General features: G+C 69.2%; 11 protein-coding genes. 3 read left to right on the top strand and 8 right to left on the bottom strand.

From position 1 onward, the window contains the following. Window positions 1-1,098: a beta-N-acetylhexosaminidase gene (nagZ, locus tag FFI97_RS17785; RefSeq protein WP_139702432.1), complete on the top strand. Its 1,098-nt coding sequence runs from the start codon at window positions 1-3 to the stop codon at window positions 1,096-1,098. On the opposite strand, the gene FFI97_RS17780 is transcribed toward nagZ, so the two are convergent. The 3 genes from FFI97_RS17780 to FFI97_RS17770 are packed head-to-tail and all read right to left on the bottom strand — an operon-like array spanning window position 1,068 to window position 4,800. Further along, entirely contained in the window at window positions 1,068-2,972 is a 1,905-nt protein-coding gene (locus FFI97_RS17780) for a glycosyltransferase family A protein (protein WP_139702433.1), read from the bottom strand. The two genes, nagZ and FFI97_RS17780, sit on opposite strands and share 31 nt — an antisense overlap. A gap of 18 nt (window positions 2,973-2,990) precedes the next feature. After that, window positions 2,991-3,527, bottom strand: a complete 537-nt coding sequence (locus tag FFI97_RS17775; protein WP_139702434.1) for a YgjP-like metallopeptidase domain-containing protein — start codon at window positions 3,525-3,527, stop codon at window positions 2,991-2,993. A gap of 7 nt (window positions 3,528-3,534) precedes the next feature. Beyond that, entirely contained in the window at window positions 3,535-4,800 is a 1,266-nt protein-coding gene (locus tag FFI97_RS17770) for an Hsp70 family protein (protein ID WP_139702435.1), read from the bottom strand. Between the two features lie 94 nt (window positions 4,801-4,894). Between FFI97_RS17770 and FFI97_RS17765 the strand changes: the two genes are divergently transcribed. Continuing rightward, window positions 4,895-6,229 (top strand): galactosyl transferase GMA12/MNN10 family protein, encoded by a 1,335-nt coding sequence (locus FFI97_RS17765; protein WP_139702436.1) that lies wholly within the window; start codon window positions 4,895-4,897, stop codon window positions 6,227-6,229. A gap of 21 nt (window positions 6,230-6,250) precedes the next feature. Here FFI97_RS17765 and FFI97_RS17760 read toward each other — a convergent pair whose 3' ends face one another. The 5 genes from FFI97_RS17760 to FFI97_RS17740 form a co-directional block, all read right to left on the bottom strand. After that, a complete protein-coding gene (locus FFI97_RS17760) occupies window positions 6,251-7,045 on the bottom strand; it encodes a class I SAM-dependent methyltransferase (RefSeq protein WP_139702437.1) in 795 nt (264 codons plus the stop codon). Window positions 7,046-7,068: 23 nt separating this feature from the next. Next, the gene (gene lysS, locus FFI97_RS17755) at window positions 7,069-8,610 is read right to left on the bottom strand and encodes a lysine--tRNA ligase (protein ID WP_062475499.1); all 1,542 of its coding nucleotides are present in this window, start codon (window positions 8,608-8,610) and stop codon (window positions 7,069-7,071) included. Between the two features lie 145 nt (window positions 8,611-8,755). Next, on the bottom strand, window positions 8,756-10,126 hold the full coding sequence (locus tag FFI97_RS33620) for a hypothetical protein (protein ID WP_185993655.1): 1,371 nt from the start codon (window positions 10,124-10,126) through the stop codon (window positions 8,756-8,758). Between the two features lie 17 nt (window positions 10,127-10,143). After that, window positions 10,144-10,767 (bottom strand): LON peptidase substrate-binding domain-containing protein, encoded by a 624-nt coding sequence (locus FFI97_RS17745; RefSeq protein WP_260685039.1) that lies wholly within the window; start codon window positions 10,765-10,767, stop codon window positions 10,144-10,146. 29 nt (window positions 10,768-10,796) lie between these two features. After that, window positions 10,797-11,762, bottom strand: a complete 966-nt coding sequence (locus FFI97_RS17740) for a glycosyltransferase family 2 protein (protein WP_139702438.1) — start codon at window positions 11,760-11,762, stop codon at window positions 10,797-10,799. Between the two features lie 90 nt (window positions 11,763-11,852). Between FFI97_RS17740 and FFI97_RS17735 the strand changes: the two genes are divergently transcribed. Beyond that, on the top strand, window positions 11,853-12,413 hold the full coding sequence (locus tag FFI97_RS17735; protein WP_056572059.1) for a YggT family protein: 561 nt from the start codon (window positions 11,853-11,855) through the stop codon (window positions 12,411-12,413). The last annotated feature ends 24 nt before the right edge of the window (window positions 12,414-12,437 follow it).

The raw sequence follows: 12,437 nt of genomic DNA, 5'->3' as shown, positions 1-12,437 counted from the left end.
ATGACCGACCTGAACCACGCGCCGCTCCTCATCGATGTGGCCGGCACCGAACTCACCGCCGCCGACCGCCGGCGCCTTGCCGACCCGCATGTGGGCGGCGTGATCCACTTCACCCGCAACTGGCAGGACCGCGCGCAGATGACCGCGCTGAACGCCGAGATCAAGGCGATCCGGCCCGACCTGCTGATCTGCGTCGACCACGAAGGCGGCCGGGTGCAGCGCTTTCGTACCGACGGCTTCACGCGGCTGCCCTCGATGCGCAGCCTGGGCGAGCTGTGGATGCGCGATGCCCTGCGCGCCACGCAGGTCGCCACCGCCGCCGGGCAGGTGCTGGCCGGTGAGCTGCGCGCCTGCGGCGTCGACTTCAGCTTCGCGCCGGTGCTCGACCTGGACTACGGCGGCAGTAGCGTGATCGGCGACCGCAGCTTTCACCGCGACCCGCGCGTGGTCGCGCTGCTCGCCAAGAGCGTGATGCACGGCATGCTGCAGATGGGCATGCGCAACTGCGGCAAGCACTTTCCGGGGCATGGTTTCGTGCAGGCCGACTCGCACGTCGAGATCCCGGTCGACCGGCGCAGCCTGAAAGCCATCCTGGCCGACGACGCGCGGCCCTACGACTGGCTGGGCGGCACGCTCTCGGCCGTGATGCCGGCGCATGTGATCTACCCGAAGGTCGACAAGCGGCCGGCGGGTTTCTCCGAAAAGTGGCTGAAGGACATCCTGCGCCAGCGCTTTGCGTTCGACGGCGCGGTGTTCAGCGACGACCTGAGCATGGAGGCCGGTCGCTACATCGACGGCCAGCTGCTGAGCTACACCGACGCCGTGCTGGCGGCGCTCGCGGCGGGTTGCGACCTCGCGCTGCTGTGCAACCAGAGCATCGGCGAAGGCCGGCCGCTGGACGAGATGCTCGACGGCTTCACCGCCGCGGCGGCCGATGGTCGCTGGCAGGGCGATGCGGCCAGCGAGGCGCGGCGCCGGTCACTGCTGCCGGGCGACGACGCGCTCGGCTGGCAGGCGCTCACGGCCTCGGCGCGCTACGTGCAGGCGCAACGCCTGCTGGCCGGCGCTCAGTCGCGGAAGGGCCGCACCGGCAGCTGATTCGCCGCGGGGCCGAGCAAGGCGGCCACCTCGGGCGTCTCGAACAGCGACTCCAGCCAGGGCTTGTCGGCCAGGGCGGCCTGGAAGAACACCTGCAGAAGCCGCAGGGTTTCGGTGCGCAGCGCGCGCGTCAGCATTTCAGCGTCGATCCGCGGCGTGCCGGCGGGCGCAAGCGCCGCGCAGGCCTGCGCCACGGTGCGCAGCAACTGTTCGGCAAAGTCGCGCTGCGGCGGCCACAGGTGCGCGTAGAGCTGGGCGATGAGATCGATGTCTTCCACACGGCTGCGCGGCAGCAGGTGACGCAGCACCGCGCGCCGCGCGCGCATGGCGAGCGAGGCGGCCTGCGCGAGGTCGGCCGGCGGCGCGACCGGTGCCGCGCGGTGCAGCAGCTCGGGAATGACCGCGAAACGCGCGCCGGCCACGATGCAGCGGCACAGCATCTGCAGGCCGTCGTGCACCGCGAACTCGGGGTCGTGGCGCACGCCGGTGCGTTCCAGGAAGCGGCGGCGCACCAGGCAGGTCGACAGCCGCAGCGGCTCGGGGCCCAGCGCTTCGGCCACGATCTCGTCGTGCCGCTGGGCGTACTTCAGCGGTCCGGCGGGCGTTTCGCTCCAGCAGCCGACGATGTCCAGGTCCGGGCAGGCGGCGAGCAGTGCGGCCTGCCGCTGCAGGCGGCCGGGCAGGGCGCGGTCGCCCGCATCGGCGAAGACGACGTGCTCGCCGGTGGCTTGTGCGAGCGCGAGGTTGCGCAAGGTGGCGCGGTCGCAGGCCATGGGCAGCGCGATCCAGCGCAGGTCGGGGGCGATGGCGCGCGCCTCGCTTTCGGCCACTGCGGGCAGGCCTGCCGCCACCACGACCAGTTCCAGCGCCACGTCGGCTTGTGTCGTCCAGTCGCGCAGGTCCTGCAGCCAGTCGTCGCGGCTGCCGTCGGGCACCACGCTGACGGTGAGGCAGACCGTCACGCGCGGCATCGCCACGGGCGGCACGCGGTCGGGCTGCTGGGCGCGCCAGGCGAAGTAGCGTTCGAGTGCGGGGCCGATGTCCGGCGGCGCGAAGGCCCGCTCGAGCGTGTCGAGCCCGTCGCGTTCGAGCTGCGCGCGGCGCGGCGCATCGGCGACCAGCGCGACCACGGTGTCGACCAGCTGGTCGTAGGGCACGCCCACCACCGCATCGCGGAAGGCGGGGTCGATCTCGCTGTCGGGGTAGAGCTCGCAGACCACGGCCTTGCGATGGCGCAGCAGGATCGACAGCCGCGGCGTTTCGACCACGCGGGACGCTTCCCAGTTGTGCAGGTTCAGCATGACCTTGGCGCGGCGCATGCGGTCTTCGCGCTCGGCCTGGGTCCAGAACCCGCCGCGCGTCATCTCGACGCGCAGGCCGCGCGCCATCAGCGCTTCCAGCACGTCGATCCGGCGCTGCGTGAACGAGCCGAAGAAGCAGACGTCGATGTCGCGCTCCTCCTCGGGCAGGACTTCCGACAACGGCAGGATGCGGGCCGCGTCGGGCTCCCAGCCCAGCGGCACGTAGTCGGCGTTCTGGTAGCCGAGCTCGCGGTGGCGATGGAAGTTGGTCTTGCTGTACTCCCACAGGTAGCAGCGCGGGAGCAGGTCGAGGTAACGGTCGTTCCAGGCATGCGAACCTTTGACCATCGGCTCGAAGTTGACGACGATGCAGTTCGGGTGAAGCGGCGCGATGCCCTCCCAGGGGGTGTCCCAGAAGAAGAACAGGATATTGATCGCGCTGGGATCGACGTTCGCCGGCGTGTAGCTCGTCGGGTAGCCCAGCCGCTCGGCCGCCAGGCGGTAGGTCCGCACGATGTCGCCGCAGACCGCGTCTTCGGACAGGGACGTGAAGTGCAGCCGTGGCAGGGTCATGGCGATAACTGTACCGGGTCAGTCCGCGGCCGGCGCGCCTGGCGCGCCCACGGCCGCGGGCCACAGCGGCGCACCGCCCGCCTCCAGGTGCGTCAGGTACAGGCGCAACTCGAACTCGAAGCGGTGGTACTCGGGCTCCATGTGCGTGCACAGCGCGTAGAAGGGCTTGTCGTGGTTCTTCTCGCGCGTGTGGGCCAGCTCGTGCACGACGATCATGCGCAGCCATTCGAGCGGCACGGTCTTGAACAGGCTGGCCACGCGGATCTCGCGCTTGGTCTTGAGCTTGCTGCCCTGCACGCGCGCGATGGTGGTGTGGGTGCCCAACGCATGGCGCACCACGTGCAGCTTGTTGTCGAACACCGCCTTGGCCAGCGGCTCGGCCTTGCGCATGTACTCGCCCTTGAGCTCGCAGGCGTAGTCGTACAGCGCGCGGTCGGTGCGGATGTCGTGCAGGCCGGCGTAACGTCCGCGCAGCAGGGCGCCGAGCTTGTCGGCCGCCATCAGCTCTCTCACCTGCGCCAGCAGCGCGGGCGGGTACGCGGACAGGTACTTCATCTGCGGCTCACCCCGCCGTGCGCGCCGAATAGGCGAGCCCGGCCGCCACGCCGCCGAGCAGGTCGCCTTCGATCAGCGGTACGCCCGCGAAGCTCGCGCGCAGCGCCCGCTGGAACGGGCGCAGGGCCGACGAGCCGCCGGTGAGGTAGATGGCGTCGAGGTCGCCGCTGCGCAGGCCGGCGCGCTTCACGCAGGCGTGGGCACAGGCCACCACGTTCTCCAGCGGTGCCGCGAGCTGCTGCGCCATGTCGGTCGGCGTCATCGCCGAGGCCAGCCCCGCCTCGATGCACGACAGGTCGATCTGCACCTCGGCGTCGCTGACCGAGCCGTTGATCTTGGCCTGCTCGACCTCGCTGGCGATGCGGTGGCCGTGGCGCTCCTCGAGCACCGTCATCAGGCGGTCGTGCAGCTGGCGGTCGCTGTAGCTGGTGCGCAGCTCGCGCGCCTGGCGCACGGCCTTCGGGGCGTAGAGCCAGTTGATCAGGTGCCAGGACGACAGTTCGAAGAACACCTTGCTGGGCACCTCGCGCCCGCTGGGGCCGAGGTGGCGCAGCCCGAGCAGCGGCATCACGCGCTCCAGGTTCAGGCGCTGGTCGAAGTCGGTGCCGCCGATGTGCACGCCGCTGGTGGCCAGCACGTCGTCCGCGCGGTCGGCGCGCGCCATGCGCTCGGGGCCCAGGCGCACCACGGTGAAGTCGGAGGTGCCGCCGCCGATGTCGACGATCAGGATCAGCGATTCGCGCGTGACGCGCTGCTCGTAGTCGAAGGCCGCGGCAATGGGCTCGTACTGGAAGGACACGTCGCGCAGGCCGGCGGCGCGCGCGGCGTGGCGCATGCTTTCCTCGGCGCGCTGGTCGCGCTTGGCGTCGTCATCGACGAAATGCACCGGGCGGCCGATGACCACGCGCTCGGGGCGCTGGCCCAGCTCGCGTTCGGCGCGCGTCACCAGCTCGTGCAGGAAGCGCGCGATGATGTCCTCGAAGCTGACCAGCCCGTCGTAGACGGCAGTCTTCTCCTGCATCAGCGGGCTGCCGAGCAGGCTCTTGAGCGAGCGCATGAGCCGGCCTTCGACGCCGGACAGGTACAGCGCGATGGCGTCGCGGCCGAAGTGCGTGCTGCGGTCCTCGGCGTTGAAGAAGAGGGCGGTCGGCAGCGTGGTGGCGCTGCCCTCGATGGGCAGCAGGCGCGCGGCCTCGCCGGGGGAGGCAAAGGAAACCGCGGAATTCGAAGTGCCGAAATCGATGCCGATGGCCGGGGTGCGTAGGGGATTCATTCAAGCAGGAAATCGGAGGGCCCAAGAGTGTAGAGGGTCGGCCGGAGCGCGCGATAGACTGCGCCCCAATGACCACCCCACCCGGACGCCGTCGATGCCGCTGTGCCTGACCTTCTTCGACCGGCTCGACGAGCCGGTGCTGCGCAACCACAGCCACTACTGCCGCCGTTTCGGCTACCCCCATGCCTGGGTGGAGAGCGAGCGCGCCGGGCATCCCGCGCTGCGCGACTGCGCGAAGTACGCCGAGATGCTGCGCCGTCTGCGCGGCCTCGACGAAGGCGACTGGCTGCTCTTTCTCGACGGCGATTCGGTGGTGTTCCACCCGGTGGCCGTTGAAACGCTCCTGGAAGGCCGCGACCTGCTCGTGGTGGACGGGCCCAAGGGCCTGCCGCTGTGCAACCTGATGATCCTGCGCAACACGGCGGCCAACCGCGCGCTGCTGCATGCGCTCATCCGGGCGGCGAGCCAGGTGGTGGCGCGCGTCACGCCCCGCCTCGACGCCGCGGCGCTGCTGCGTCCGGCCGGCATGCTGTCGTGCAACGGGCTCATCGGCGACTGCTACGTGAACGTCTCGTGGCGCATCGCGAACTGGTTCACCGCCCGCATCTTCGTGGTGCACCTGGCGCCCCTAGTGGAGCTGGATGCCGAAGGTCGCGTGCTGGACGAGCTGCTGCACGACGCGAACCTGCAGCGCCTGCTGGTGCGCCGGGTGAACGCGGCGCTGATCGACGGCGAGCCCGTGCTGCCACCGCCGGCCTACCCGGCGATCTCGGAAGACGCCTATTCATGCGTCAACCCGCAGGCGCCCATTGCCTTCGTCACGCTCTACACGCACCACATCAATGACTATGCGCATGTGTCGGAGCACAACGTGCGGCGCTACTGCGAGCGGCACGGGTACGGCTACCACGTCTACCGCGCCATTCCGGACGAGCTCGATCCGTCGATCAGCGGCGCCTGGGTGAAGAGCTGGCTCGTGAAGCGGCATCTCGCGCAGCACCAGTGGGTGGTCTGGATCGACGCCGACACCCTGTTCGTCAACCAGGTCCAACGTATCGAGCCGCTGCTCGAAGGCCGCGACCTGCTGTTCGCCAAGGACATCGGCGCGTGGGACGTCAACTCGGGCGTGATGGGGTTCCGCCACACCGAGCGCAACCTCGAACTGCTCACGCAATTGTGGGAGCGCATCACCGGCGTCGACGACAAGTCGACCGTGTACGCCAGCCAGGGCGACCAGTACTACACGAACGTGGTGCTGGGCGAGCACGGCCTGATCGGCGACGCGGTCGTGACCGACCTGCTGAGTATCAACACGCCGCCGCACCTGGCGGGCGACGACAGCCTGCTGGTGCACTTCGTGGGGCTCGGGGAGCCCTACCGGTCGGTGTACATGGCGGACGTCGACGCGCGCTCCAAGCGCCTGGGCTGAGCGGGCGGCGCGCGCCGCGCTTCAGCCGCCGAAGGTGTAGGTCGTCGGGTAGCTGTTCGACGCCATCTCGCGCTCGCTGTCGTCACGGAAGTCGCCGTGGTGCGGGCTGAGCAGGTAAAGGTTGCGGTCGGCGCACAGCCGCGCCAGGTCGTCGGCCGATGCGACCTGCAGCGAGAGCCCGCCCAGCGTCAGCACCAGGGGGAAGGGCTCGGCCTGGTGGCGCTCGTAGATGCCGCGGCCTTCGCCGAGGTAGTCGAGCCGGTGGTCGATCACGCGAAAGCCCGTCTGGTAGAACATCTTGCGGGCGTCGAAGTCTGTGAAGAAGCGCAGGTGCGTGAAGTCGAGCAGGCCCCAGTGGGTGTAGCGCCAATGCCCGCGCATGGCGTCGTACAACATCGGCAGGTTGGACGCGTTCGGTAGGCTGACCAGGATCTGCGCATCCGGCGCGACGATGCGCTTCAGGCCGCTGAGCAGCTGCCACGGATTGACGAGGTGCTCGAGCACGTCGAACAGGCACACGAGGTCGAAGGGGCGCGTGAGGCCCATCGCGGCGAAGTCGACGGTTTCCACGTCCTGCTCGACGACCTTGTCGAAATGTTCGCGCGCCACCTGCGCCGCCGAGGCGTTGAACTCGCAGCCCCAGAGTTCGCAGCCGGGGTGGCGCCGGCGCAGTTCGTGGCCCACGCCACCGGAGCCGCAACCGATGTCGAGGGCGACCGTGGGAGGACGCTGGATCATGTCCAGGCACTCGGGCCTGGAGTTGAACGGGTAGACGTATTCCTTCTTGTCGCGGTCTTGCCAGAGAAAGTCGGTCACGGACAGCGTCCCCGTCGGGTGGGTCAGCCTTCCCGGCGCAGCGCCGGGAACAGGATCACGTCGCGGATGCTCGGCGAATCCGTCAGCAGCATCATCAGGCGGTCGATGCCGATGCCGCAGCCGCCGGTGGGCGGCATGCCGTATTCGAGGGCGCGCACGAAGTCGTGGTCGTAGAACATGGCTTCGTCGTCGCCGCTGTCCTTGGCCGCGACCTGCGCGTTGAAGCGCGCGGCCTGGTCTTCGGCGTCGTTCAGCTCGCTGAAGCCGTTGCCGAATTCGCGGCCGGTGATGTACAGCTCGAAGCGCTCGGTGACCTCGGGGCGCTCGTCGTTGGCGCGCGCCAGCGGCGAGATCTCGGTCGGGTGCTCCATGATGAAGGTCGGCTGCCAGAGCTTCTCTTCGACGGTTTCCTCGAAGTACATCACCTGCAGGCTGGCGAGGCTGCGCTGCGAGAGCTTGTCTTTTTCTTCGCTCAGGCCGAGCTTGCGCAGGGCGTTGATGAGCCAGGCGGTGTCGTCCACGCCATCACCGGCGTCGGTGTGCTTGAGGATCGCTTCGCGGATCGTCAGGCGCTCGAAGGGCTGCGTCAGGTCGACGGCCTTGCCGCCGTAGGTGAGCTGCTGCGTGCCCACGGCCTTGTCGGCGATGGTGCGGATCAGCGTCTCGGTGAAGTCCATCAGGTCGCGGTAGTTCCAGTAGGCCGCGTAGAACTCCATCATCGTGAACTCGGGGTTGTGCCGCACCGAGATGCCCTCGTTGCGGTAGCTCCGGTTGATCTCGAACACGCGCTCGAAGCCGCCGACGATCAGGCGCTTGAGGTACAGCTCGGGCGCGATGCGCAGGAACATCTCCTGGTCGAGCGCGTTGTGGTGCGTCTTGAAGGGCTTGGCGTTCGCGCCGCCCGGAATGGGGTGCAGCATGGGCGTCTCGACCTCGAGGAAGTCGTTGGCCACCATGAACTCGCGCAGTGCGCTCACGGCCTTGCTGCGCGCGGTGAAGCGCACGCGGGCCGACTCGTCGGTGATCAGGTCGACATAACGCTGGCGGTACTTCTGCTCCTGGTCGGCCATGCCGTGGAACTTGTCGGGCAGCGGACGCAGGCTCTTGGTGAGCAGGCGCAGGCGGCTGACCTTGATCGACAGTTCGCCGGTCTTGGTCTTCATGAGCGTGCCTTCGGCACCGAGGATGTCGCCGAGGTCCCAGCGCTTGAAGTCGGCATACGCCTCTTCGCCGATGGCGTCACGCGTCACGTACAGCTGGATGCGGCCGGTGGCGTCCTGCACGGTCGCGAAGCTGGCCTTGCCCATCACGCGCTTGAGCATCATGCGGCCGGCCACGCTGACGGCGACGGCCTGTGCTTCCAGGGCTTCCGGCTCGGTGCCGCCATGCTGCTCGACCAGCGCCGCGGCGCGGTGGCCGGGTTTGAAGTCGTTCGGGAACGCGACCCCCTTGCCTTCGGTCTGCGCCGTGCGCAGCAGCTTGAGTTTTTCGCGGCGTTCGACGATGAGCTGGTTGTCGTCGGCCGTGGACGTGGGAGAAGAGGAGGGCAGTTGTTCGTCGGACATGGGAGGCGTGTGGGGGCGCAGCAAGAAGAGGAGGGTGTGCGCGGGCCGTGCATTTTAGCCCATCGGCCTTGAGCGGAATCGGCCTGAAGCGCCCGTCAGTTCTGCGAGGGTTGCTATCAAAAGTGGAGCTTAACCCTCAACGTTTTCAGCCGTTCGGCGGTGTCGCGGCGTCTGGCGTGCCCGCGTGGCGGTGCGCGATCCGTTGGGCGTCGTGCTGCATCACCAGCGTGCGCAGGCGATCCGGGTAGCCCATGTAGTGCAGCATGAAGCTGTCGCCGTCGTACAGCGCGGGGTGCGAATTGAAGGACACGCCATCGGAACGCGGCATGGCCGCGTCGCCGCCGGCTTCGGCCCAGGCGGCGACGAAGAAGGCCTGGTCACCGCCCGAGGCGTAGACGCCGCGCTTGTCCTGCACGGCGTCGATGAGCGCTTGCACGCGCTCTAGGTAGGCGATGCAGACCGGCGTGTTCGAGAACACCATGAAGCCGCTGTTGAACTCGTAGCCCGACACGTCGCGCGCCAGCGCCACCGGCCGGCCGCGCAACAGGGATGCGAGCGGCCGTGTGCGGTCGTGGATGAGGATGTCGGCATCGACCCACGCGACCTGTTCGTGCTCGGCCAGGTGCTTGAGCAGCAGCCGGGGCTTGATCCAGTTGCCGGCCACCCGGCCCCGGAGCTCGGCGGGCAGGTCGCGGTAGACGTGGTGGGTGTGGCCGTGGTGGTCGGCGTATGCGGCGATGTTGCGCTCCGACAGCGTGGCATAGCCGGCGATGTTGGGCGTGTAGCTGGTCAGCAGTGCGACGGGGCGGCCGGGGTTGCGCACGTCGTAGTCCGGCTGGCCCGTGGGGGCTGGCGGCAGGTCGTCGTAGAGCTGGCCGTCGCGCGCGAGCACCGTGTTCAGGTGCGCGACGAAGAGGCCCCGCACCCGCATGTCCTGGACATCGATGTGGACCGCGGGATTGAACGAGAGCACGAAGGCCGAGACCTCCGGCAGGTAGTGGCCGAAGCGGGCGAACAGCAGGTTGGGGTAGTGCCGGCCGTCGATGAGCTGGTGGTGCGGATGGGCCGCAAGGCCTTCGAGTTCGCGGTGTGCCCAGCGGTCGGTGCCTGCGTCGGGCGCGATGCGCAGGCGGTCGAGCACGGAAGCCACCAAAGCCGTGGCCTCGGGGCCGGCGCGCAGCATGAAGCAGCTGCCTTCGGGGCGGTGGTGGTGCTCGTTCTCGGCGATCCAGTGGGTCGCGTCGCCGATCACGGCCGGTGCCGGCAGGGGCGCGAGAAAGGCCGCGTCGTCGTCCGCGAAGACCAGCAGCGTGCCTTCGGGCGCATCGGCCAGCGCGGCGCTCACCACGCTGTACTTGTAGACCAGCAGCGTGCGCGCGCTGTTGTGCGGCGTGCCGATGGCGTGCAGGCGGTGCGCGTAGCCCCAGCGGGCGCAGTAGGCGCGGTGGTTGTCTGCGAAGGCCTCCGCGCCCGCGCGCAGCAGGATCGAGTGGAAGCGGACCGGCGCCGGGCTCATCTCGCAGCGGGCCGTGTCTAGTCGGTGATGCCGGTGCGCGCCAGCAGGTCGCTCACCAGCTCCAGCCGCATCAGCGGGCTGTCGAGTTCCATCAGGCGCTGCTTGAGTTCGAGCTGCATCGGCACCAGCTCGCACCAGCGGTTGGCCACCCAGCCGCAGTCGTCGAGGCGGTAGGGCGCGCCGATCGGCAGGCGCACGGTGTCGCCTTGCGCGTGGCGGCGCTCTTCGAGGGTGTCGATCAGGCGGCGCAGCGCGGTGGCGGTGTGGCGCAGATCGTCGGGAATTTCGAGGTCGACATCGTCGGCGACGGCGTCGACCTCGGCGATCCACAGGCCGTGCTTCTGCAGCTCGCTGCTGCGCACGCGAAAGCGCTGCGTGCCGACGCATTCGATCTGCAGCAGGCCGCTTTGCGGCGCGCCGAAGGTGCGGATGTCGGCGAGCGTGCCGACGGCGGCAAAGCTTTCGGCTTCGGCGCCGGCCTTGCGCACTTCGGCGCCGCTCGTCAGGCTGACGACGCCGAACGGAGTGCCGGCCTTGCGGCACTTGCCGACCATGTCGAGGTAGCGGACCTCGAAGACACGCAGCGGCAGCAGGCCGCCGGGAAACAGGACCGTACCGAGCGGAAAGAGAGGAATGCGCACGTTGAAAAGGACCGGGCCAGTCGCCGCGGTCAGCTGGGTTGAAGGATCAGGTTGAGGACGGTCGCGTGCTCGGGCCGCAGTATCCCCTGCATCTGGAACGCGTGGCGCGCGTGGTTGAGCAGGTTCAGGATCGACTGCTGGCACTCGCCGGCGCTCTGGCCCCAGCGCGTGTCGACCTCGGACAGGGCGCTGTGCGCCGCGCGATGCAGGTCGACCAGGTGGGCCAGCGTCTGGGGCATGTCGCCGGGGTTGCGGTACAGCGTGAGCAGCTGTTCGCACTCGTGGCCCCGCAGGCGCGGGAAGACCAGCGGCAGCAGGCGCCGGTAGATGCGGTCCTTCGAGGCGTAGAGCCGGTCGCGCGGCAAGGTGCGGGAGGTCATGCCCGGGTGGATGCGGTAGCGCGTCAGCGGCTCGGGCAGGTTCGCGAAGCGCGCGCCGTGCAGCATGCAGTCGACCCAGAACCCGAGGTCGTCGACGGCGTAGAGGTTGGGGTCGAACTGCAGCCCGTGCGCGCGGTAGAAGTCCAGCCGCCCGGTCGTGCTCTGGTTCGCGAGGTAGTCGTAGCCCTCCACCATGCGCGCCTTGATCGTCGCGTCGTCCAGCGGCAGGCCGGTGACGCCGGCCTGGTCCTGGAAGTGCTCGAGCTGGCTGCCGACGACGGTGATCGACGGGTTGCTTTGCAGGAACGCGACCTGCTTGGTGAAGCGCTCCGGCGTGGCGCAGTCGTCGTGGTCGACGCGCGCCAGGTAGGTGCCCCGGGCCATCGCCATCGCGAGGTTCATGTTGGCCGGCAGGCCGACGTTGCAGGCGTTGCGGTGCCGCCGGATGCGCGGGTCGTCGAAGGCCGCCAGGCGCTCCCAGGTGCCGTCGGTGCTGGCGTCGTCCATGACCAGCAGCTCGAAGTCGGTGAAGGTCTGTGCCTGCAGCGACTGCAGCGTCTCGATGAGGAACTCGCCGCTGTTGAAGGTGGGGAGCACGACGCTGAGCAAAGGCATGGGGTTCCGTAGGGCGGTGTGGCCGGGGGCGAGGCTTGTGGTCCAGAATCGGAGCAGTCGCGCGCGTGCGCACCTCCCTGCCCATCCGACATGTTGTACCAGATACCCTCGTTTCTTCTCGACGTGATCGTCGGCCTGCTCGGCGGCGCCTGCCTGCTGCGCCTGTACATGCAGTACCACCGCGTGCCCTTCGGCAATCCGCTGGGGCGTTTCGTGTTCGCCATCACCGACTGGATCGTGTTGCCGCTGCGGCGCATCGTGCCCGCGGTGAAGCGCTGGGACCTCGCGAGCCTGATCGCGGCTTGGCTGCTGGTGATGCTCAAGTTCCTGGTGCTGTGGCTGCTGGCCGGCAGCCTGGCGCGGATCACGGCGCTGCCGCTGGTGTCGCTGGTCGGCCTGCTGCAGCTGGCGGTGTCGGGCCTGACGGCGCTGCTGGTGGTGTATGCGGTGCTGTCGTGGATTCCCGGCGCCTCGCCGATGCTGCTCGACCTGATCTCGCGCCTGGCCGAGCCGCTGGTGCGGCCGTTCCGCCGCTTCATTCCGCTGATCGGCGGTGTCGACCTGTCGCCACTGGCCGCCATCGTGGTGCTGCAGGTGGTGGCGATCGTGCTGGGCAACCTGCTGGTCTTCGCGTTCCGGCTCGGCGCCTGACGCGTCGGGGTACCCCAGACAGCA

Source organism: Variovorax sp. KBS0712 (genome assembly GCF_006323185.2).
Taxonomy (GTDB): Bacteria; Pseudomonadota; Gammaproteobacteria; order Burkholderiales; family Burkholderiaceae_C; genus Variovorax; species Variovorax boronicumulans.
The sequence above is the reverse complement of the archived record's forward strand: the minus strand, read 5'-3'. Positions and strand labels throughout refer to the sequence as shown.

Excerpts from the sequence above, each read along its gene's own strand:
- nagZ (WP_139702432.1), top strand. The coding sequence starts at position 1 with ATGACCGACCTGAACCACGCGCCGCTCCTCATCGATGTGGCCGGCACC.
- FFI97_RS17780 (WP_139702433.1), bottom strand. The coding sequence starts at position 2,972 with ATGACCCTGCCACGGCTGCACTTCACGTCCCTGTCCGAAGACGCGGTC.
- FFI97_RS17775 (WP_139702434.1), bottom strand. The coding sequence starts at position 3,527 with ATGAAGTACCTGTCCGCGTACCCGCCCGCGCTGCTGGCGCAGGTGAGA.
- FFI97_RS17770 (WP_139702435.1), bottom strand. The coding sequence starts at position 4,800 with ATGAATCCCCTACGCACCCCGGCCATCGGCATCGATTTCGGCACTTCG.
- FFI97_RS17765 (WP_139702436.1), top strand. The coding sequence starts at position 4,895 with ATGCCGCTGTGCCTGACCTTCTTCGACCGGCTCGACGAGCCGGTGCTG.
- lysS (WP_062475499.1), bottom strand. The coding sequence starts at position 8,610 with ATGTCCGACGAACAACTGCCCTCCTCTTCTCCCACGTCCACGGCCGAC.
- FFI97_RS33620 (WP_185993655.1), bottom strand. The coding sequence starts at position 10,126 with ATGAGCCCGGCGCCGGTCCGCTTCCACTCGATCCTGCTGCGCGCGGGC.
- FFI97_RS17740 (WP_139702438.1), bottom strand. The coding sequence starts at position 11,762 with ATGCCTTTGCTCAGCGTCGTGCTCCCCACCTTCAACAGCGGCGAGTTC.
- FFI97_RS17735 (WP_056572059.1), top strand. The coding sequence starts at position 11,853 with ATGTTGTACCAGATACCCTCGTTTCTTCTCGACGTGATCGTCGGCCTG.